Raw genomic sequence first — 22,442 nt, forward strand, 5'->3', positions numbered from 1 at the left:
TGCGTGGTTGCCAGCTTATGGCGAGGACAAAAGTCACCCGCTCAAGCTGGCAATGTGTATGCGCAACAGCCACTGCTATGCTATCTCCGGCTGCGCTAACTCCTTGCGGTAGACTTTGTGAATGCGTAAGGTCGCCGCAGATTTTCCTGGAACTCGGAGAACGACTTCGTCCCCTTCAGTGGAGCCCAGCAAAACTTGAGCCAAAGGCGTTCCTTCCCCTATCAAACCTTGATTCAAGTCTGTCAGCAAGGTCGTTATCTGGACTGAAAGATGCATCTCTGGGCTCTCGATATTGAAGTACGTTACGAGGTCGCCCACACGCACTTCAATTTCGTCATCGGCAGTTTCGAGAACCATCTGGGAGACTTCTAAACTAGTCGTTGGTGCCACATCCAATACTTGCGACCCAGCCTCTTCATAGTCTTCTTCTACTTCATCGTAGCTCTCGCCGACGGGAAGTGGAACGGAGCGAAGTTCCTCAAGGAAGCTAAAGAGGCGCTCGGCTTCCAATTGTGGATTACGGAACCAGTCTGTCGACCAAATACGCCAGATGCGACCACGCCATCCCAATCCCTCGAGAATTTCTTGTCGAATCCGGTCTCGGTCGCGTACGGTTACACCGGAGTGATAGCTAGCGCCGTCACATTCGATGGCCGCCAGGAAGACGGACTTGTAGTCTGGATGCCGCACAGCGATGTCGATTCTAAAGCCGGCGACACCCAACTGAGGAACTACTTCGTAGCCTTTACCTTTCAACAAATCGAGTATTGCCACCTCAAAATCGCTATCTGGAGGCAGGTCTGTTTCTTCATTCTGTGTGAGCACGTTATCCCGTGCGAAGAGAAGATAGTTACGTAAAGCCTTCGTACCTTCGGGAGTGCTTTTATCGACTACGATGTCTTCAGGGCGCATTGAGCTAAAAACTACGACCGATTTTTTCGCACGAGTGAAAAGCACGTTAAGCCTGCGCCATCCTCCGCCCCTACTAATAGGACCGAAATTCTGTCGAACCACGCCCGCAGTCGCTGGGCGGCCAAAAGTGGTGGAAATTATGATGCAGTCACGCTCATCACCCTGAACGTTCTCGAGATTTTTCACGAACAGTTCCATGCCATGCGATTTCCAATGCATCTTGAAATCGTCAGCACCGCTCACTGTTTTCAGGCGTTCTTCAAGCATCTCTGAAATGAGTTCCCGTTGCTTCACATTCAGGGTCACTACGCCGAGCGAAATGCCTGGTCGGGTCTGAATGTGAGAGGCGACAGCTTCGACGACTTGGCGCGCTTCTATTACATTCATCTGGCCTTCGTATATCCCGTTCTTCACGTAGTGGTAACGCAGTCCAAGCTCTTTGCTTTTTCCGAATGGAGACGGGAAGACGACTAAGTTGCCGCGGTAAAAGTTCTGGTTCGAAAACGCTATGAGCGACTCGTGCTGGGAGCGGTAGTGCCAACGTAGGGTGCGAACCGGGTGAAAGTGGCTGATGCAAACGTCGAGTATGCTTTCCGCATCTACTGCGGCTGCACCCTTACCGCTATCGCCATCATCATCTGGCGCAGCCATACGTGCGAAGAATGACGTTGGAGGAAGCTGTTTCGGGTCCCCTACGACGACAAGTTGCGAGCCACGTGCAATCGCACCCAGGGCTTGTTCCGGTTTCAATTGCGACGCTTCGTCCATGATAACGATGTCAAAGTGCAGTCGACCCGGCTGAAGGAATTGAGCCACTGCCTGTGGTCCCATCATGAAGCAGGGCTTTAACGACTGAATAGCTCTGCCCGAGCGGCTCAGTAGTTTCCTTAACGGCACGCGGGGCCGCTGTTGCGGAATCAGATGCTCGAGAAGCCTCAGTTCGGTCTTGTCATCAACCCGGACTCCGGAGGTACCTTGTGGTGGCGTGCTAGCCCGCATGCAATCACGCGCCACCTGCGCACCACGCATTTTGATGACCTCGCGGTCCAGCGAAACGAAGTCTTTGCGTACCGATGAATGGCGCGTTCCACTGAATGTTCGCAGGTCCTTGTTCTGACGGAAGAGCTGTTCAGCTATCGATGCGTAAAAACGGAAAGCAAAGCCACTCGTTAATCGCTTTGCAGAGAGCCTACCCGTCTCAACTAGGGAGAGATAGTCCATCAGGCCGGCGTGTTGGCATGCCTTGCGCGCCTGCACGTACTGCGCCCAGGGGAGCAGGCTTGAATAATTCTGCACAGCCGATGCCGTACGTTCGAAAAGGCCGCTCGCGAACTCGGTGATGTCATCTGCGTCGCTGCCAGCCCATTGCGTAGTGTTTACCTCACCAAATTCTCTCAAGGATTGTTCGAACTCGACCAGGTCCTGCCAACCCTTATTGATTGCGATGATTGACTCTTCAATCGCAGCATAGTTTGCGACGGAGTTGGCCGATAGCAGTAACTGCTCGATTGAAACAGGTAGGCGTGCTGCGAGCAGAAGTGTCCCGTAGGTATGGGCAGCGAAGGCAGTCGCTAAGTTAGTGTCTCGGCCTCGATAGGATGTGCCGAAAATTTCTCGTCCCCGCGTGTGGAACGCAAGAGAGCGCTCGACTTCGGGAACTTTCGAAGCATCTGCGATTGCGACGACGCCATCCCTGAGCGTAGCATTTGGCCTGACCCATTTCGTCATAAACGCAATCGCTGAATCAAACATCTCAGCGAATTCATGATACTCGCACAGTCGTTCATCCCAATTGGCAAGGTCGATGCGGGCGCAAACCTCGGGCGCTGCCGAATGTGTCGATGCTGCCAATGCCGCCAACGAATTCAACGCGGTGAGTGCTGCGTGAAGATTGCTCGTCGCGTTGGTCAATTCGACTATATCGGGGCGTGCGATTCTAAGAAGGTCAAGGGACGCGTCGGTTATGCGGCTGTCCGCAAATTTCTCGCTAGATTTTACCAACCAAGTAGCGACAGAGATTAGGTCTTGGAACGGAGTTGCTTCGCCATCGAAGGCGGCACCGGCAACGCTTTTGAGCTTCTCATCATTTTTCCAAGCCTGGTGTCGCTTCGCATATTTCCGAATAGACTCAAGTTCAGCAAGCCTCTGGTCGGAGGAGAGCTTGATGGTTTTGTTGCGTGCAAGTCGCTTGTGCAAGCTTATAGCCTTCCGCCAACCACCTTGGAATATTCGATACCAAGCGCTGCCTTCACGCAGTGTCGCGATTGCCTCTGTCAGTTCGCCTTCGGAAGGTATCGAGTCCATGTAGAGAGACTCTTCAAGCTTGCCGAATGATGATTGAATGGATTTGAGCTCCTCAGCCATGCGCTTGAGTGTTTCGAGCGATGTCGGATGCATAAGGTACTCGCTTCGAAGGTGCAACAGTCCCACAGGTGCATCTTCCAAGACCGAGCGCATTATTAGAAGCTTGTTGACGTCCTCAGCAGAACCTTCAAATGATATGCGGAAAAGTGCCGCAATACGCTCCAAATCCCGGAGCGCCAATCGACCGGCTTCAACTGCCGGCCGAAACTTATCGAGCATTTGTTCAAACTGCTCACGTGTTCGCTCGTCAAGCTTTGTGACAGTTGCAAGCCTGAGGATTTCCTCACCTTGCGCGAGGTCCTCGATGGACGGGGCTGAGTTTGGAATCAGCGTACGGTCGCGGCTACGCTCCAGTGCGGATAGCAGCTCCTGAGCAGCAGCCAGTTCCTTGAGGACCGCAACGGACTTCCTCCCTTGTTCGTCTTCCGGTGGAAAGAGCGAAGGAAGTAGCTGGAAGTCCACTTCCTCGGGCTCCGCCGGCGCCAAATCTGTCAGTACTGAAATCAGCTTTGACGCGGTAGCATTGTCCAACTGGACTTCGTCTGTGCCCAATATCTTTAGCGCACGCTCTAAACCGTTTTGGAAGTCCTGGAAGCGAACTCGATAAGTCGTAAGTATTTGCTGTATTGGAATAGCATCGTGCGGCGTCAGCTCTGTTGGGAAAAATCCCCAGAACGGATGCGACTCATCGAATTTTTCGATTGCTTCAAACTGTTGAACCGTGTATTTCAGACTATCGTGAATACCCAAGAACGCAGCTGAGGTCGTCACCGCAGCAGGTAAATATTCAAGAGTTTCTAACGCGATGGACTCATCCCCGCATCGCGCGCGATTGAGCTCAGCTCTCCACATAACCTGATGCAGCGTCAACCCAAGCGCATTGCCGTCGGTGTTCCGCATGATTTCCATGTGGGAGCGCAGCTCGTCCTTCTTTTCCTGTAGCTGACTCATCAGCGCAGGTAGTTCTCCGAGCCGCGGCACAGTCATTTCCAGGCGGTGCTTTAAGTCCTCCAGCACGCGCTTTTTATTCGTCTTATTGCTATGCAGCTCGAGCACAAAATCTTCCAGGCCAGCCTGTTCTAGTCTGGACTTAACGACCTCAAGGGCAGCCAACTTTTCAGCAACGAAAAGTACCGTCTTGCCGGCTTGCATTGCGGCCGCAACGATATTGGTAATGGTCTGGGACTTGCCGGTTCCAGGCGGGCCTTCAATTACTCGATTCTTGCCTTCAAGGACATCAATCAATGCACTGTGCTGGGAGCTATCCGCGTCGTAAATTAGCGGTACGTCGCCGCGTGGGTGGGCATCAATGTCGTACTCGCCGGCGTATGCTGGCTCTCCGATTGACGAATGGCTTCCCTCGAATACCTGACGAATCAAAGGGTGGTCAAGCAAAGCAGAATTTCCTGATGCGTCAACCCAAGTCTCGGGCGCGATGTCTTTAACCATCAGCATGTTTGCGAACGAGAGTAGCGAGAGCGTGATACGGTGTTGCACCCGCCAGCCGGGTAGTTCTTTAACTGTCTCCGCTACGCGTGCTAGGTACGCGTCAGCTGACTCGTCTTCTTCGTCCAAATAGGTCGGAAGGTTGAGACCAAAGTCCCGCTTTACTTTCTCACGTAACGAGAGATTGTCCGTTAGCTCTTCGCCAGAACTAAATAGCGTAAAGGTAGAATACTGACCCTCGTCCGAAATAGCTACGGTCACGGGTACGCACAGCAGAGGAGCCTGGTAGAGCTTGTCGCTGCCAGGGTTATCGGGAAACTCTAAAAACCCAAAAACGAGGTACAGCATATTCGAGCCAGTTTCTTCGATGGCCAACTTTGCTTCGCGCGCCAGCTTACGACCGTGCTTTCCTAATTCGTCGCCGTAGTATAACGTCTGCAATGCGGCCGGCGACCTGGCTCGACCGCCCGTCACAATTTTGACGCTTGCTAGGTCATAAGCCGTGCTTTTGCCGATTCGGCCGGCATAGACCTTTGCATCCGGGCGAACCAGCCGGCCATTTTTCGTCTCCCAGTCCCCGCGGCTGGGCTCTGGAATGAACTCAAGCCTTACCCCGGCCGCCGTCTCGCCTGCAATTCGTTCAAAAACGCCATTGAAGTCGCTATCAACGAATTGGATTGTCTTGCCGGGTCCGTGCTTGAAATTGATTAGCCGATTCCTGCCTGTCAGGTCCAACAGCCGAAGTCGGAGTTGCTCGAGTGCTTGGGTGATTGGCATTCCGGAAATCGTTGGTGGCATTTCTACGCCCGACTCGATGGACTCCTCAGTGTGGAAATCGTCTTCACTCATATTAAACTTTCAGGTTATTGCGTCTGGCTCTGCGCTCGCATCTCGTAGTCGAGCGCCACTGGCAGTTTAATACAGGGCTGTTGCTCAGGTGCTATTTTTTGCATTTCTCGCAGCATATGCTTCTTTTGAAGTGGGACTAGCCGAGCTTAAGCTCGTCAAGTTGCTGTCCGCTCACCGACTTTTGACTACGAAACATTTACGATAACGCTGATTTCTGCCATGCTTAGAAACATTATCGTTATAGCGGCTCAGGATGGAGAAAACGAACGAAATCCAGCATTGCTGGGCAAACGGTTATTTAGAGGGCTGGAGGGAACAAAGCATATCTGGAAACCCGCCAAACCCAACCATACCTGCCTTCCCCGGTGGAATTCCTTCAGGTCATCAAGACCCATGCGGGTACGCATTTGAATTGGGCCTAGAGCATGGCCGACTTGCCCGTATGCGCGTACATGCTGGCATCTAGGGGGCAGGCCGTAGCGTCTAATTGATAGGGTGGTTCCAACCCGAGGGTGCCACGGATGCCCACTGCGAAGGTTCGCGTTGAAAGTAGGCCTTCTGGAGGTTTGCGTGAATTCCAGAGCGGCCGGCCAAATCAGTATTTTTCGCGGTTCATGAGCGCACGCAGGTGGCGAAGTTCACCTGCGCAGCTTTTTGCGTTGTTCACATCGTCCTCAAGCGCTTCAATGGAGGCTTGAGCAGCACTATCTAACGCCGCTTTCTGGGCCCGACGCACCAGCGTTGAAAGCGTCCATGCGGCGTCAAGCGCGAGGTGAAGCTGCGCAATATCTGCGTAGGCGTCTCCAGCGTCTTTCCCTTTTTTGACGATGGCGGTGTTCCATGCTGGGTTCTTCATGAATGCGGGCGTGCCCCCCGGAATCGCCATGAGGTAGCCGTGGACCAAGCTGTTCCGATACTCACAAATGTCACCGGCCGCTTGTCCGGCAACGCACATTACAGCGTTGGCCTTCTCGCTGAACGACCAATGCCCTGCGGCGAGAAGCTTGAACTGGTCTTTTGAGCCCATCCCACGGACGTTCGTATTAGCCAATGCTAAAAGACCCGGCTCAAGACCCGTCTCAAAAAGGCCGTAGGCAACAACGAAAGCCCCGATGAGTTGCAAATGCTCAGGAGTGAGTGTGAGCGCAGATAGCTTATTGAGAATCAAACTCGCTCTTCGCTCCGGGGAGTGTGGTGGCATCGGTTCTCCAGCATTTATCGTGGCCAGCGTTGGTGGTCGCGTCATCATTATTTCGGGGTCACGAAAAAAGGTCCAAGAGCCAATTAAAGAATCCCTTTTTCTTCCTTGGCGCAGCTGCGTGGTTTTGCGAATAATTGGTGGGCCCGGCACCGCCAGACAAGTTAGTCGGTTTGCGAGTTCCCGCACCGGCTACCGAATTAGTCCCAGTGGAATTCGTACTACTGGCTTGGCCGCCGGGTGGCGCTGCTTGTTGACGAAGTTTTTGCAGGGCCAATTGGTTCGAAGTAAGCGCCTGCGGCTGGGCCGTTGCAGTGGGCGTGGGCGCCTGCTTCCGCGGCGCAGCGCCCAACAGCACTTCTGATGCAGAGCCCGTATTTTTAAGAGCAATGAGTGCTGCCGCATTCGTGGACAATGGTCGACTGGGTGCTTGCACGGATGAGCCTGGCTTCAAGCGATACCGGGCTTCCTGCTCAGTAACCTTCGAGACATGGCTGGCAAGAGCTGCTGTTATTGTGATATGGTCATATCCCAGCTTCTTACTTGAGTACACTGGCTCAACGAGGCCGCGAATGGTCACCCACTGCCCCACCCATGCTGCTGAAGGTAGCTCACGCTCCCCGGTCAAGGCCGTACTCCACAGAGCGATTTTCACAGCTTTCCCTTTCCAGGGCGCAAAATTAATGAAAATGTACGGCTTACCGTGTCGAGTTCGGTCTACCTTCACCTCAATCACTTTGCCGACCAACTCCACCATCGCTCCGATGTTTGCGTGGAAAACGTCATAATTCGCAGGATTCAACACCGGGTATTGGCTGATATATCCAGCACGTAGCACAGTTCCGACAACAATTTGCTGCACCAACACGGCCGGGATGTTTGCACCATTGAAGAAGTCCGAAAGCGAGGGTATTGCCGAAAATTCAGCGGCACAAATCGACATGAAGCTTTTTGCATCACGTTCCAACCCAGGGATTTTTGCAATGTCCTGGATGACAACTGATTGCCCTGGTGCCGCAAAATCATTTGCCCGAAAGAGGATTACGCCCGCTCCGCTTTGCGATGCATTCCATAAGGCTGGGCGCTGGCAAAGTGCACGCAGAGCGAGGTTCAGTGCAATGAACGAAAATCGGTCGAGTCTTGGTCCGAAGTTCGCAAAGCTCCGCTTGGGATGCTGGTAGTCCCGGTGCCCGAGTTCGGAACCTCCTAGTGCCGCGACTTCCGGTACATACATCCCATCGTAGTCGATAAGCTGGACTTTGCGACCAGCATCGGCCACCATCAGGTTGCCCTCCTGGATGTCACCGTGGGCAATTCCCACCGACTCCAAATACTTGGAAAGCTCGGTTAACGATGCAATCAGGTTAGAAAGCTTGGCCCTGTCTTTGTAGTTGGACTCAACGAACTCCCCTAGCGTTTCACCTTCCGCCCATGCCATCTTAACGAGCGGGTAGTAGCCCTTCTCAATCTGGGCACCACGCTGTTGGAAATCGAAGTCGACAAAGAACTTTGAGGATAACCCCTTCACCTTGGTGGAAATCGCGGCGTACCGTCGTTCAATTCCCGGTGCTTCCCGGTGGAAACAACGCACTGCAAATTTCCGTCCGCCTGATTCCAAGGCATAGGTCAGTGCAAAGCCCCCGGATGCCACTAAGGGCAATCCCAGCCCTGACGACCGAATGGTGCCACTCTTTAGTTGGGCGTCTGCAAAAACGTACTGTGGATTTTGTAGGGCGCGTTGATATTGGTCAATACTGGGGTAAGCCATGATGCAATCAGTCATCCTCGACAATGAGCCGAAGCACTGTGGAGTCATCGAGCCTAATCTCTCGACCTGGTCGCATTGACTGGACCAAATCCGTAAATTCCGCTTCGGACCTTACTTTCAAGAGCCGGTCTGAGATGCTCTTGTTTTCGGTTAATTGAGACAAAATCCAATGGCCCACAGCATCGGTTACGGCGTAGATAACATCACCCGCCTCCACCTTCCAGGTCCGGCTAGCGCCTTGGAAGAATTCCGAATTCACCCACAGAGAATTGGAATGTCCCTTTGTTGAAAGCAAAGTCGGGCGCGCGTCGAACTGCTCGGGCACGTCAAACGGAAACGACGAAATTACTCGCCCATCCCGCACAAGCAGTGCAAGGCTGTCGCCAACGCAAAGGACCTCGAGGTCAGTCTCATTGTGCCCAATGACCAAACCCAGTAAGGTGGCGAAACTACCTCGGTCGAATGCACGTTGCCCCGACCATGTGAGGTCTTCGAAGTTGAACGCGCTCGAATATTCGCTAAGCGCTTCACCAACCCAATCTGGTGTCATAGCATGGTTGCTGGCGTAACGTTTCACGAGCAGCTGTGCCCAAGTTTTGGAATCGAACGACTCCGAAGCGCCATCAGAAAGGGCGATGCAAGTGAACTCATCGTTATGAGCCCACGCATCCTCATTAAGGTCAGGGTAAGCGCAGTCCTTAGGGACTGAGGCCGCCAGGTCAACGCGAAAACGCATAGGTTATCGAAGCTGGGAAGCTCGAGTACCAATATCGAAGAAGTCGACGATTTCTGCCGCCTCTGCATTAAAGATATAGCCGCGCGACTCATGGGACACCTTCAAGCCCTTTTCTTGAACAGCCTTTACTAGGTGCTCGGGAAGTTGGCTGGACATGCGGAAAAGAAGTTTGGCGTACTGGTCAGGAAGACTGTGCTCACCCGCTGGGAACGAAACGGGCTGACCGGCCTGGGCGCTGACATGCAGGTTCAATAGCAGCACACCTCCGTCGCTAGTCGAGAACTGTCGCAATGTCTCGGCGAGTTCCTCTGGGTCGCCATCGTTGGACTCACCATCGGTCACGTGAAGTACTGTCGGCGGATAGCTGTCCGGATGCGTGTCACACCATGCGGCCAACTCTTCCCCAGCGCGACGAATCGCTTCGCGCATTGGCGTTCCGCCACTCGCCTTCGGCTCGAACCAGACTGGGAATTTGATGGACTGCTCCACCAGCCCGCCGGCGCCGTCGTCGATACGACGCTTGCGGTCTTCGATGCGCAGTGGGTTCGCTTCAAGTGCAGAAATAGGATTCAGTACCTGGTCGCTGAGCCCACCAGCCAAACCATTACTTACCCCATCGCCGCCATAGCCGATAACACCAATTTCGAAGTAGTCACGCACGCCATCCGCCTTCGTGCAGCGAGTGACCAAGTCCACAAAGGTTCGATTCAGCACATCCGACACGAACTGTGCTTTTGTCTTTTCAGAGCCCGCCATGCGGTCTCCCATGGACCCAGACTGGTCAACTAGAAATAGAAATGCGGTTGGGGTACTACGCTGAATGGGCGCTTGGTATGCCATGTCTTGAACTTCCTAGTTGGTGATGGATATATCGAAACATTCTAAGGGAGATTGTCGCGAAAATGGAGGCATTCTTGCACGAAGTATCAATATTGTTTACATGGATACAGAATGGAGGACTCGACTGCGAACTGACCGTCAAGAAAGTGAGTATTGGTGAGTTTCCTTGGTCTGTCTGCTCCAAAGAAGGCACGCGGAGGTGGCCGAGTGGGCGGAGAGTACTCGCATTAAGACTAAGTAGGTGTATCCGCAATAAGCGTCGAGCGACGCAATTGGTGCCACATTAAGCGACTCAAGCATTCGACCATATCCAACTACCGACATTTCATACCCTTTCATGGATGTAGATAGGTGAACTGAATGCTCGACATCTAAAGGGGTACAGAAATGCATGGTGGCGTTGGGGTCAACACTGTCTAACAATTCATCATTTGTTGACAGCATGCTGCATCGTGCGCTCCGACCAAGTTCGTGGTCCGGCAAGTATCCACATTGTGTCGGTAGGAAGGGACGAGGAACCGGCGGAGGTTTGCGATGTCTGTGACGCTTTGCTCTCGTCCTAGGAATCAAGTAGTTGCATGCAGGGAAGATTGGGTGCAAAATGACATTTTCATAATAACTGGATTGCTATGTCTGCTGGAGATAAAAAACCTCCCAAAGGGCCTGAGAAGATTTTAATTTCGTTAAACACGGAGGGATTTGACCAATTCTTGCAAGATGCATTGTTGTCAGAAGACCGTGAAAATGACGTTCTCCACATTTACGGACCTATAAAAAGTAGAGGAAGTAGAAAGCAGAGAACGATATCTCAATTAACCTCCCAATTCGAACAGCTTCTTTTAAATGGTTCAGAAGAAACACTTAGGGAGGTACTGAGGTATATTAATGCACTCGGCCAAGCTAAAGCTGCACCGCCGTCGTCGCCACCAACGAAATTATTTGTTTTAGGACGTTCGGCTGCCGGGAAATTGTCTTTCGATGAAGGCCGCAAGAAGCCGGGGCGGACTAGAGCAAGCTCTACAGTTGGCGGAGGGACGGGCAGTACGGGACCCGGTATTAAACCGAGAGGTAGGAAATAATGGCTTCCCCCACACTGAAAGACTACAGAGAAACTTACTATGCCGCTTCAGCAAAAGCTGGTGATATTGCACGTCAGCTTGCTTTCGCCGGTATCGCGCTTGTTTGGATTTTCCAACGAACTGCCAAAGAGGCCAATGATGCGTATAGTCTTCCCGAGGAATTATATTGGCCAACGCTTTTCATCGTGGCCGCGCTCACTCTCGATTTGTTGCAATACTGCTATAAGTCGGGAGTGTGGGGATTTCTTCAATGGCGGATTGAGAGGGTGTATGGGCCGGATGTTACGAAGTCGTACACAGTTCAGGAATTCTTGAATTGGCCAACGTTAATTCTGTTTTGGGGAAAACTTTCATCCATTGCTATTGCCTATATATTTTTACTTTTTTTTGTCGTAAGCCACGTTAAATTTTCTTCCTCGTCATTGAATGTCAGTGTTGCATCTAAAACGCCAACACAACTTCCGCAGGCTGGTAAGGCTGAAAGAGAAAATTCGAATCTGAGCTTGAGTAACGACGTAGCTATAAGTTTTTCCGACTCCAAGGTCAAGCCTAGGGAAGAACCACGTACGACGCTGGAGCCAAACGCGACCATGCGGAACACCGTCACAATTACGCTTCCGGCTTTGTCGAGAACAGTTGTTCATCCCGTAACACCAGAAAAAAGGAAGGACCAATGCATGCCGTGTGTGGGCCAGGACGGTAAAGCTTCGAGTGAGCAAGGTTTGCTGAACAAATAAGTGACATCCGACTTGTGACTGTAATCCGACGAAGGTGAATGGTGGCCATTGTAGATTTGGCGTAAAATCTTTCCTGATGATAGACATTGTCAGGAAAGAAGCTAGATGTACGGCTCGCGCAAGGCCGCACCCGTATCGCCAATGCCCGTGGACCGAGTACATGCGGGTCGTGCTCAGCGTCTGACAGGGAACTCTAGGCATGCTGTCGTGGGCGCACCGACAAACCTCATCTCCACGTGCTCGCCGCCGTGGAAGTCTTTCATTTCGGCCAGGGCCGATGCCCGCTATTTTAGACGGTCAGCGGCGAGTCGGAAGGCTTGGTAGCTCAGTAAATTTCGGCTCGTCGAGCCGTTTAGCCTTGTAAACCATTAGCTCGTCGTCTTCGACATCGAATCGTTTCATCCATTCATCCGCAGCCACGCCAATCAACCGCGGGTCAATCCCCCCGGATGCGAAATGCGTTCGAGTTTTCGTGGTCCTGATGGGGTTGATGAGCAGATTGGGAAGCACCAACCGTGCGGGCGTCGGCAAGTCAGAAGGTGCGGCGCCGGGTTGGGTGCCGCCCTGAATGACAAGTTCAGCTCCGTAGTCAAACATGCCAAACCAATCCATAGGTAATTCCGAACGAATGGTTGATATGCTGCCGACTTATTCCACGTAGTCATTGTCTATGGCCGAGAGCCAGCTAACGGTCTTGACGCCCAGGTCCGCAGTGGCTGAGCCGGTGACAAGATGGCCCGCATCAAACCCTTTAAACTTGGACGTCAGAAATGTCTCAAATGTATGGTTCTCGTCACAGCGAGAGGTTGAAAGGATGAGACTGTAGCAGCCATACCCGTGTACGGTACACAGGCGTCGTGCGAAGCTGACGAAGAGTTCCTGGAAAAGCCCAGGATTTTCTTCGCTAAACAAGATAGGAGGGCTAAATCGCAGCCCGCATGACCACCAGTCCCCCATCGCCGCCCGCTAAGCCTGAAGACTGATGACTTGAAACCCCCATGGACCGGCGTCCTGCACCTTGACACCACTGGTGTAGTAAAAACTAACAGCATCGTCTGCGTCCATGGCGAGCGTCGCCTGTGCATTCATTTATCCGGGAACCGGATGTACTTTGCCGGGACGCGCTGAATTAGCCAAACGCCGTTCTCAGCACATCTGAATTGATAGCCGTCGTGGAGCAATGGGTATGTCTCGACAATGAGTACAACAGCGGTACCCCGTCGCGCACCGACCTCTTCTGCAGTTTTTTTCGTCGCAGACAGGTGTACGTCTCGTCGCGTTCCTGGCAGCAGACCCTGCCGGCGAATCGATGCGATAAACTTTTGCACCGTACCGTGAAATAACACCGAAGGCGGGATTTTGACCGGAAGCTTCAGGTCAACGTCGACAGAGTGCCCTTGTGCCGCGCGGATACGCGTCCGGTCCTCACTCAACGAAAATCGCTGCTTATCGTTTTCGACCACTATTTGCATCAGCTCGTCATGAGTGAGCGCGGCTTCGGCACCCGCTGATTTTAAGAGCAACTCAGCTACGTCAACCCATCCCCGTTTATCGATTTCAAGGCCGATTGCATCTGGCCGGTGCCGAAGCCAGCGAGATAGCAACTTACTCTTCTGTTCCAAAGTTGTCATTTTATTTCTCGCTTTCAATTCATAAACGCGTCCTGCATTTTTCGGAATTCACTTGGAGCTGCGGCTGTTGCCGCCCGGCGAACAGCTCGAACTGCTGTGGCATGGGGACAAGGCCGCGCAACCGAACGACTAGGTAACGTTGTCACGCTGCGCTCGCGCCTGTCGGAGTATCTCCTCGACTCTGGCATCCTCCTCAAGTGCGCGGAGGACCTCTGCCTCTGTGACGTTGGGCAGAGCAAAAAGACGGTCTACCGTCGACTTAGACCTCGCGACGTTTGTTACTGCATCAAGGGGAAATCCGGCGCACAGAGCGTCGAGCATTGTCGCCAGCTTTGCGGCGACGCCGGGCTCGACGAGCGCCAGGTATGGGTTGGTTGGGGCAACCAACTGATGCAAGCGCTCTTCCGGCCACCCAACGTGGTCGTCGTCGAGCGACAACCAACGCGTGAGCCCGCGTTCCTCCGCATCGACAGATATGGTGCCAAACCGGGTTGGTGCTGGAAACGTAGCTGCACCAACAACGCGCTCTTGAAGCGCGGGCGATAACCGCATTAACGCGGTTTCATATCCGAACGCGCGTACCCAAGATGTCGCTAGCACAATCCGTAAATCAGGGTGTGGGTACAAAAGGAGCTCGAGCAGCGAAACGTACCGAAAAAGAGGCTCATCGGTTGGCATGCCACGTACATACACCCTCGGGTGCAGAGGTTCTTCAGGCGTAACGCGGACATCTGCTGGATGCAAAATGCCGTCAAAATCGAGATAGAGTACAGGGTTCATGACCGCCGAAGATGTGGGCATTGATGACACAGTAAATGCGCTCTGGCGTCCAGGGCGCACGCAGATGTAGGGAGGATTTGCAGTCAAAAGCTGGCCTAAACCTCTATCGGTTACTACGTCCGTTGTGCTAGGAGAATTGCTCTGGCGCGCTCCAATTGGATTCCTGCAAACCCAACCCATTCATCGCAGAACACGGTGTGCGGCTCCAGGACCGAATCGGCCAGAGTGCGGCCGCTCGAGAAATCGTCGAGGATGACGTACACGAGCGGTCCCGGGGCGCTGTTTGCCCTCAACCAAGCCACGATATCTGTAACACGAAATGAACCCACCTCGGTTGCGCTCCGCCAGCGTGAATGTAACGACGCAGCAACGAAACCTAGCCCCCCTCGAATGAGTGCATCCTGAATTTCGTCGCGTGACATATAGGTCGACCATGATGAACTGATTACGTAACGGGGGTCGAACTCGTGGTGCAGCCGCGCTAGGTTAGCCCTCAGCTCCCGATGAAATACGTTTGCCCAGAGTTCTGTGGCCAGATGCGGTTTGCCGGACCTGAGCGCTGCCACGACGACTCCTGATGTGTAGTCAGGGTGGATAGCAATGACATCGTCAAAATCGAGAAATACCAATGGCTTCACAGCTCTCCTTTGATTCGGTTTTTACTGTGCGTCGGCGACTGAGCCGCTTCTAAATATCGCTCCGCCGGGATGGCAGCCGCATCGTGCCTGACCTGTTACTTCATTCGAGTGCTATTGTTCGTTGCGACCCGCGCCTTGAGTTCAGCAATGCGCTGCGCTGCCGCGCTGCAATCAGCCGCGAACATTTTGCCTTGAGCGTCAACCTGGTAGAAGGGATAGCGGCTAGTGAAATACAGCGACGCATTGCTACGGCACGCAGTATCCATGACGAAGTCCATAACTAAGTAGCGACTCACGTACTCGTTAAGACGAGGGGCGACTTTAGTGCCGGCAACAGTCCCAGCTACTTTTTGTGCCTCAGGCGTTTTCGCGTCCCGTAGTGCCTTCAGGGGCATTGTCGCGCTGGGGCTAAATGTGTTGTTCGCCCATGTCCCGACACTGATGGGCATGCCCGTACCATCTACATTGGCCAACGCGTAGCTACTCTGAGCTGCGGCGCCGACAGCCTTGACCACCGCCTGGGCGGGCAGGTCAAGCATAACGCCGAGGTACTCCAACCCATTCAGCAGTTCTTGGCCTTGCAATGATTGAGCGCCGTAATTTGTCGTGTCGCTCTTGACGGCGCCTTTCAACACATTCAGGTAGACCGACTTGTCCTGCAGGAAAACGACGTTTGCAACGTCTAGTTCGAGCAGGCGCTGCATGCCCTCGACGAATGCGTTGGCCAATGTCGCGCCGCTCCGTGCGCTCGATGCCATCGCGTTAGCCGCGATATCGGTTAGCGGACTAATTTTGAAGTTGTTGTACTCAGTTGTCACGAACGGCGTTATCAGCTCCAGCGAACCACCGGGCTGAATAGAGTTGTCTGCAGCGCGGGCTATTGTTCCGCCAACCGCGACAAGACGCACCGGGCCCAACGGTGCGGCAGTTGCTGTGATGACGAACTGGCCGTTGATGTCCGCAGTGGCCGGGGCACCCAAGGCCGCACCGGAGCTGCCATCCGCCTGCACGCTATAGGCGGTCACGGAGGCGCCTACGTATGCCGTCCCGCGAATAGTCTGGGTGGCGACGCCCGGCGCAGCGATGCCGGTCAAAATATTGGTTACGTTCGTCGGCGTCGCCGTTACTGGCGGCGTCACCGTTGCCGGTGGCGTGGACGGGCCCGCATTGCTATTGGAACCTCCACCTCCGCATCCGCCAATAATAAGCATAGCGGCTGTTGCTGAAATTTTTTGTAGAGTTTTCATTCTTTCCTTAAGTGTGGACGAGCTAAGCCCCTTGCGGGCAGGTATAAATTTTTTGGGTTCACAGGTGAAAGCCTGAGTCGAATGGGGTGATTGCTGCGCACACAGGGCTAGCATCCATCCGGTTTCCAGTCCCATTTACCATTGATAGGGTCGTGGCAATACTGGGCTTGGAACCGCTGCGTGCAGCCATTTTCAAAAGTACGTACGCAATCGCCATTACTGCACTGGTAGGTAGACCGAACTGTTCGCCCAGGTGGCGGACCGCACTGCGGCTTCTGCTCCCGTTTCGCCTCATTGCGCTGGCTATATCCAGCCTCGTCCCACCAACTAATGATGTCCGTTGTCTGACAATTCCCCATTTTTTGTTGCTCGCATTGGCGAAATGCCCGGTCCACGGCATCTTGTTGCGTATCGAGGCCTGTGCTGAGATTACAGCCCGCCGAGCCGCATACTATCGCTCCGCCCCCGAACCCTTTTTGCCTATGCATTACGGCGCACGTTGAAGCCTTTTTAGTGAGGCCGAGTTGTTTTGCTGCGGTTCTACATCCTTTTACAGCGGCCAAGTCAGCTGCTTTTTGAGTTTGGTAACCCCACGCCGCGTAAAGCGTACCGTGTGGTTTCCCGTCGACCTGCGCAATGGCTGTGTAGGCATGACTGACCGGCGGCATAAGGGTGGCAACTAGCAGGAGCAGATGCCGCCAGGCTCGCTTAACGAACGTGTAATTAGATTGAGCTTCGTCACGCAGTGTCATAGCTTCAACCTCAGTTTAGGTGCCCGCCTTCGAAATTCCTTTACAGCCAATAGCACACGTTCAAGCACCTGTTCGCGCGTTACGGCGCCACCGTGTCGCGCTGTAGCCGCTAGTATTTTTAGCGGTGTCTGGTTGTCCAAGTCCGGGTGTTCGGTCGTAAAAAAGCGAAACTTCCGAATCCCATCAATGCCAAGTAACGCTTCTGAGACAGCGGTGAGGGAAGCCCAGTCGTAGTGCGATTCAGCGAAAAAAGCAGGGTAATAGTCCTCGCCAAAGACACCCTCAACCCAGTGCGGCATCGTGAAGATTTTTCGTTCACGTACCAACTTGAGTAAGTGAGCTTCAGCGGTGCCGGTCCGAAGGCAAAGCTCAGTTGCGGTGATTAAGGTTCCATCGTCGATTAACTCACGTCCAGTTCTCGCCATGGCCCGGTCGAGACGGAATTCCGTGGCATATGCCTGGGTTCGAGCATTTTCAACGCAATCTGGCTGAGCGGATATCCAATTCAAGTACTCGGTAACGCGCACCAAATCTGACTGTGCCAAGCCCTTGGTGGCTTCCCTGAACGCTTTCGCCACGGCCATGCTATCGGCATCGTTTCGGTCTGGCGGCAGAAGCCCTCTGCGGAATGCGGCCACTGCAGCTGAAAAAATGCAGTAGGAAGAAAGGAATTGAGCTGAAGTCATTTCGTAATTAAAAGTCGCGATGGTCAAAGCATCATGTGGATGCGTTCTGCTAGTAAACGAATAGGAGCAAATCTGCCTTACCCGTATTGAAGGCAGTAAAAACAGAAGATAAAAATGACGCGGAAGCTCACGGCAAGGGTGGTTTGCCGCATTGTGAAATATTGTATCGTATACTTTATAGACCGAGCAAAGTATATAACTCATGCTACGGCTGTCATGAGCAGCCCTTACACAGTCAAAACCGCCCGAGAACGACTCGCTCGTAATCTAAAGGATTGGCGTGTAAAAAGAGGTATGAGCCAGGATGTTCTGGCGGAGCACTCGGGTCTATCCCGCGTGTTTCTTTCTCGCCTCGAGGGAGCTCTCGAGACCGTGTCTCTAGACAATATTGAGAAATTGGCCGACGTGCTAAAGATTGATATTCTCGATTTGTTACATCATTAGTGTTCGCGTGGAAGTGCCATTGACCGCTATTCCGCCATTGCGGTGGCACCTACAACAGCGGATTCGAGTTTTCGTGCCGGCGCCGACAGGAGCTTAGCCGGGGCGTTTTGGTCATTCCGCTTCGAACTTCGGAATGTCATCTGGGCTGTCCGGCGCAATGCTCTACGCCGAGGCGTGGTGCCCGATGGCTGGCCATTTCCCTTTGGTCCTGAGAGCAAAATTTTAGTGGCTCACTAAAAGAATAGTCCGCACACCCGAACCTTGTCTGGCTGCCTTTGCTACCCATTTGGTAAAGGTCAACAAGGGCCGAACGGTCACGGCTCGCGACAGCGCCTCTTTTTATCCTCCTCGGGAGCTTGTGTCGTAAAATCGGTAGCGAACTTTTGCAAAATCGCTATCTGGTTTGACAGGAGGTGGTAGCCAGCTCGCACGTCTTGGCGATGACTTGCGAAGGGTGAGGCCATGCTGAACCAAACGTAACCGAGAGGAGAGACGATTGCGGTAGCTCACAAGCTCAGAAAAGTCGGTAAACCATTTCTGCTCAACAGTCGCAATGCATTCTAGGAGCCTCGCCTCTTCAGCTAGGGTGTCATCCAAAGGTTGCAGTGAATAATACACAGCCACTGGAAAATCAAAGGAGCATGTGGAAGGTGCAACCAAGTGCTTGGTACTATCGCTACTGTCGTAGTCCCATTTGCTCCACCGCTCGAACGCGAATCGCCACATGTCTGCGGACTTTTCGTTTCCCATGGCATGTAGGAAGGGGGCGAGGATGTTTGCTACCGGCCGTGCCGTCCCTGCGTAGGTCCAAAGCTCGACAGCGTTCACAAAAGCAGACCAGTGAGCCGGTGTCAAATACAATAAAGCCTCGGAAAGTGCTTGTTCAGCAACTGTATCTGGATGCGGATATTGAGCGAAGTCAAGCAACCATTTCTGCCAATGGTCAGTCTGAGCTACTTGAAGCAGAAGCTCACGGATTGTATCCACAGAGCCTTCTGCTGCATTCGAAACCTGGATATCTCTCAGCATGGATGCGCAAACGAACTTGAAGGGGACATCGTTGACCAGTAGAGCAAACTTTGGGGCGTCTCCGGCGAGTGCTTTTCGGACAGCATCTGAGAAGAAGATGTCTTGCCTATCTTCTATATGACCGGCGAGCTTTTCGGGTGTAAATCTCTTGAGGAGCAATACTGCCAAGTGGACAGCGGGCGGTAGTTCCGTATGAGAATTGCGAATTAGCCTCCCAAGCTGGCGGTAGTCAACAAGACTGCCCGCAGCCAAGGTTTCTTCCTGCTGTAGGTCGCTGAAATGGCCACGACGACTTTGGGTCCTAGTTTTCATAGCTTTCAAAAGCGTTACCAGACCTTCTATAAGTGGAGGGCATGCCGTCTCCGGCGGTACAGCCGCCATTGCCTCTCTGTCGGTATCAGATAGTATCAATAACGTCGTGAGAACAATCTCCAGGCGGTACAACCCATAAGGGGGCTCCGGTGTTAGGGCTCGGAGCGCCTCCAGCGCCCAACCCCGAGCACGAAGCCGCTGCCAAGTTTGTAATTCCTCCTCAGGGCTTCCGAGTTCCGTCCCCCACCAAAAAGCTTCATGAAGCTCATCAAGTAGTTGCACGGTGTTGATTGGCTTCGACTGTGCGTAGAGTTCCGGTATGCACGCTAACATTCTTGCGGCAGCGGTAGGTATTTCAACAGTATTGTTCACGGCAAGGTCTAACGAATCACCCATCATTGCTTCTCTTCCTCGTTTGTCGATGTCTTCCATATTAGATAATCTGCTCCTTCGAGTTGCCCCCATAGGTCCTGGAAGGCTTGTGCTATAGGTTCTCCATGTGAAACCTTCTGGAGGATGTGGTGTTCATCGCCGAAGCTATTTATCGACGTGCCGAGCGACCATGCTAGAGCGCTACCTTGCGCTCTTGGAAAGATAATGAATCGGTCATGGAATCCCCATCCCGCGCCGCCCTCTCGTATGCGAAACTCAAGTTGCAGTCCATGACAGTTCCCCTTTGCTGCTTCTAACTGGGCAGCTTGTTCTTGCCTTTCTTGTCTAGCCCGTTCGCGCGCCAGTCGTTGACGCGCCTGCTCGGACGAGCAATTTGCTATATTCAACTGCTGCGTAAATTCCGGGGCAGCCTTGCCGGCAGTTAATGCTCGAAGCGGTACTTTATTGTGAGGGCAGAAGAACAAAGTATGCAAAACATCCTCTGCATTTAAGAAAGGGTCCCATAGCCAGACACCTTCTGTACCGTGTTCTTTCATGAGCCACCAAAGGTCCTCAAGTGCTGTCAGCCTTTTCACGTACTTTCGCGATATCCCCTCCAGTTTCATATCCTCGCCTTTGGAGTACTCTTTCGGTAGGCCATCTTTTTTTGTGGTGTGCTGCTTAGTTGCTTCGTCGATGCCGTATTGAACAAACTCTTTTCGCGCTTTGAGGCTGGTTACTGACTCACCAAAGACTCGTTGTGAAACCCACGGTTCCCGGGGGGCATCAACTACATTCCCGATGATTTGCGTTGGTTCAGCGGGCGGTATGAGTTCAAGTAACTGCATGCGTTCTTTGCCCGTCGAGTCCGCAAGAAGGAACTTTCGATAACCTGGCTCGGTTCCAAAAGGGACCACCGACATAGAAAGGGAGAAGCTAGTCATGAAGTCCAGTGGAGGCGTAGCGCTCAGGAGGATGTGCCTCTTTTCATCCCAAACAAGGGTGCGTGCCCCACCGTTTGGAGAGTTAAGCTGAAGTTTCGCAATGCCGGCGTCGGCTACAGCTGAATCGAAGCTAGTAACGGTGGAGTCCTGCCAAATCTCAGCCGAAATTCGCACGCCGCGAGGGGGAACGTCAGGGTGCCAGGTAACCGTCACTGAATGGTCAGCTTCGGGTAAGCATAGTACTGCTGTAGACACAACCGTCACAGGCAGCTGGATGATGATATTGCCTAAGCGGTCCGATATCCCATCTACCTTCATCGGCAAGTAATTATTAACAATCTGCGCAAGGTTGGTCAGCTTACGCGAATCCTCGAAGAGGAACCGCAAGTGCGTCTTGGTGGTATCGAAAAGCTCTAGTACATGGGCACCTTCGAAGAAGTTGTTCTTAAGAACGCCGTTCCACGGGTGATGGTCGTTCCCATCGGAAGGTACAAATTGCGGAGGCACTGCTATGAGGGTGCCAGTTTGAATTGGAGCTCCGTTTGGCCTCCACTGTCCACTGCTCCCAAATTCAGCTATTTTCTCTAAGAAAGTTCTGAGCGAGAGACGGTACCGGACTATACCGATTTTGAAATCTGTCCCGAGTAGCCTAGGCCGCTTCTTATTTAGAAAAACCGGTTTTCCATCATCCTCTGATGAGGACTCTAGAGGTTCTGCAACCGCAAGTGTCAGAAAGTTCGTGACCACCTTGCCTTGAACCCCAATGACCTCGGTGATTTCGACACTGTGATAGAACCCGATGACACCAGGTTCAACCAGTTCTTCCAGCTTTGCTAAGGTTCTTGCTACATCCCAAACAATCGTTTTCTTATGCATTTTTGACCACTAAATAGAAGTTTTGGCTGCAGCGCAGACACACGGTTCTCACACAAGCGCGAAACCATTGTGCTCTTATGGTCCGTAAGCTACCCCAAGGTTCAGACTATCGTTCCGTGGGATGCGAATACTGCATATACTCATCGTTATAGAGTGCGGTGCGAAGTTGGTGGGTCAACTCTGCTATTCGTATTCCCGTTTGTTCGATATCAGCGTCACTTTGTGGACCTGGTTGGGTAACACCGTTGTAGCTGAACAGACCTGCCCAGTCTAATTCATTGCAGGCGCGCGCCGCGCGGAGCGATTCCAAGAAGTACCGCCGGTCCTGGTCCTTGGCGGCTTCCAGGGCGGGCTTGCCGAATCGGACTTCAGTCAGCACGAAGAGTCCCAAGGCTGCGATGATAAGTGTCGTCCCCCAACCCGCAGCGCCACCCAGCATAATTACCGCCCCCACTGCAAGAACGATTCCGCCGACACCGCCGGCGACCATCGCCAACAACATCAACCGTGTGGCCTTGGTTTGCAATGCCTCTTGAGATTCGCTATTGCGGAGTTCCTCAAGTTGCTTGCTGAAGCGGTCGTAGTAGGCGACGTGGTTCTCGCTGGCCGGGTTGTAACCGTGGAGGGACTTCAAATAGAAAATGAAGGATTCCACTTGTTGCACGTTAAGAGTCTCCAAACCCGGCAGCGCCTGTTCGACGACTCGATAGAGCTCTTCGTCTTGTTTCACGTAGCTCAGGTATTCAGACGCCATGCTCGTCCCCTGTGAGATGTTTTGCATGCAGTCTACACTGAAGGTTGC

General features: G+C 53.1%; 16 protein-coding genes and 1 pseudogene. 3 read left to right on the forward strand and 14 right to left on the reverse strand.

Features of this window, described 5'->3' with window-relative positions; translation table 11 throughout:
• Positions 1-75: 75 nt before the first annotated feature.
• From ACQ4WQ_RS17685 to ACQ4WQ_RS17705, 5 genes are all read right to left on the reverse strand, one after another.
• Positions 76-5,571, reverse strand: coding sequence for a PDDEXK-like endonuclease domain-containing protein (locus tag ACQ4WQ_RS17685; RefSeq protein ID WP_436498807.1), 5,496 nt, complete (start codon positions 5,569-5,571; stop codon positions 76-78).
• Positions 5,572-6,166: 595 nt separating this feature from the next.
• Positions 6,167-6,772, reverse strand: coding sequence for a hypothetical protein (locus ACQ4WQ_RS17690; protein ID WP_436498809.1), 606 nt, complete (start codon positions 6,770-6,772; stop codon positions 6,167-6,169).
• Between the two features lie 58 nt (positions 6,773-6,830).
• A complete protein-coding gene (locus ACQ4WQ_RS17695) occupies positions 6,831-8,537 on the reverse strand; it encodes a protein kinase family protein (RefSeq protein ID WP_436498811.1) in 1,707 nt (568 codons plus the stop codon).
• Positions 8,538-8,544: 7 nt separating this feature from the next.
• On the reverse strand, positions 8,545-9,273 hold the full coding sequence (locus tag ACQ4WQ_RS17700) for a PP2C family serine/threonine-protein phosphatase (RefSeq protein WP_436498813.1): 729 nt from the start codon (positions 9,271-9,273) through the stop codon (positions 8,545-8,547).
• Between the two features lie 3 nt (positions 9,274-9,276).
• Positions 9,277-10,029 (reverse strand): VWA domain-containing protein, encoded by a 753-nt coding sequence (locus ACQ4WQ_RS17705; RefSeq protein ID WP_436498815.1) that lies wholly within the window; start codon positions 10,027-10,029, stop codon positions 9,277-9,279.
• Positions 10,030-10,742: 713 nt separating this feature from the next.
• Here ACQ4WQ_RS17705 and ACQ4WQ_RS17710 point away from each other — a divergent pair.
• Positions 10,743-11,192 carry a hypothetical protein gene (locus ACQ4WQ_RS17710; RefSeq protein ID WP_436498817.1) on the forward strand — a complete coding sequence of 150 codons (450 nt, stop codon included), beginning with the start codon at positions 10,743-10,745 and terminating at the stop codon, positions 11,190-11,192.
• A complete protein-coding gene (locus ACQ4WQ_RS17715; RefSeq protein WP_436498819.1) occupies positions 11,192-11,929 on the forward strand; it encodes a hypothetical protein in 738 nt (245 codons plus the stop codon). Before ACQ4WQ_RS17710 ends, ACQ4WQ_RS17715 begins: the two co-directional genes overlap by 1 nt.
• Before the next feature lie 297 nt (positions 11,930-12,226).
• On the opposite strand, the pseudogene ACQ4WQ_RS17720 reads toward ACQ4WQ_RS17715, so the two are convergent.
• From ACQ4WQ_RS17720 to ACQ4WQ_RS17745, 6 genes and pseudogenes are all read right to left on the reverse strand, one after another.
• A pseudogene (locus ACQ4WQ_RS17720) lies at positions 12,227-12,886 on the reverse strand (type VI immunity family protein).
• 128 nt (positions 12,887-13,014) lie between these two features.
• Positions 13,015-13,560 (reverse strand): RNA 2'-phosphotransferase, encoded by a 546-nt coding sequence (locus ACQ4WQ_RS17725; RefSeq protein ID WP_436498821.1) that lies wholly within the window; start codon positions 13,558-13,560, stop codon positions 13,015-13,017.
• Between the two features lie 129 nt (positions 13,561-13,689).
• Positions 13,690-14,340, reverse strand: a complete 651-nt coding sequence (locus tag ACQ4WQ_RS17730; RefSeq protein ID WP_436498823.1) for an HAD domain-containing protein — start codon at positions 14,338-14,340, stop codon at positions 13,690-13,692.
• Between the two features lie 113 nt (positions 14,341-14,453).
• Positions 14,454-14,978 (reverse strand): HAD domain-containing protein, encoded by a 525-nt coding sequence (locus ACQ4WQ_RS17735; RefSeq protein ID WP_436498825.1) that lies wholly within the window; start codon positions 14,976-14,978, stop codon positions 14,454-14,456.
• A gap of 95 nt (positions 14,979-15,073) precedes the next feature.
• The gene (locus ACQ4WQ_RS17740; protein ID WP_436498827.1) at positions 15,074-16,225 is read right to left on the reverse strand and encodes a hypothetical protein; all 1,152 of its coding nucleotides are present in this window, start codon (positions 16,223-16,225) and stop codon (positions 15,074-15,076) included.
• 748 nt (positions 16,226-16,973) lie between these two features.
• Positions 16,974-17,867, reverse strand: a complete 894-nt coding sequence (locus ACQ4WQ_RS17745) for a hypothetical protein (protein WP_436498829.1) — start codon at positions 17,865-17,867, stop codon at positions 16,974-16,976.
• Between the two features lie 12 nt (positions 17,868-17,879).
• Here ACQ4WQ_RS17745 and ACQ4WQ_RS17750 point away from each other — a divergent pair, with 12 nt between their 5' ends.
• Complete coding sequence (locus ACQ4WQ_RS17750; RefSeq protein ID WP_436498831.1) at positions 17,880-18,107, forward strand: helix-turn-helix domain-containing protein; 228 nt, start codon at positions 17,880-17,882, stop codon at positions 18,105-18,107.
• 339 nt (positions 18,108-18,446) lie between these two features.
• Here the strand turns inward: ACQ4WQ_RS17750 and ACQ4WQ_RS17755 are convergent, their stop codons facing one another.
• From ACQ4WQ_RS17755 to ACQ4WQ_RS17765, 3 genes are all read right to left on the reverse strand, one after another.
• A complete protein-coding gene (locus tag ACQ4WQ_RS17755) occupies positions 18,447-19,880 on the reverse strand; it encodes a hypothetical protein (protein WP_436498833.1) in 1,434 nt (477 codons plus the stop codon).
• On the reverse strand, positions 19,844-21,640 hold the full coding sequence (locus tag ACQ4WQ_RS17760) for a VPA1262 family N-terminal domain-containing protein (protein WP_436498835.1): 1,797 nt from the start codon (positions 21,638-21,640) through the stop codon (positions 19,844-19,846). The genes ACQ4WQ_RS17755 and ACQ4WQ_RS17760 overlap by 37 nt, the downstream gene beginning before the upstream one ends.
• A 106-nt stretch (positions 21,641-21,746) precedes the next feature.
• On the reverse strand, positions 21,747-22,421 hold the full coding sequence (locus tag ACQ4WQ_RS17765) for a hypothetical protein (protein ID WP_436498837.1): 675 nt from the start codon (positions 22,419-22,421) through the stop codon (positions 21,747-21,749).
• Positions 22,422-22,442 lie beyond the last annotated feature (21 nt).

This window comes from Janthinobacterium goodfellowi, from assembly GCF_051380695.1.
GTDB lineage: Bacteria > Pseudomonadota > Gammaproteobacteria > Burkholderiales > Burkholderiaceae_D > Janthinobacterium.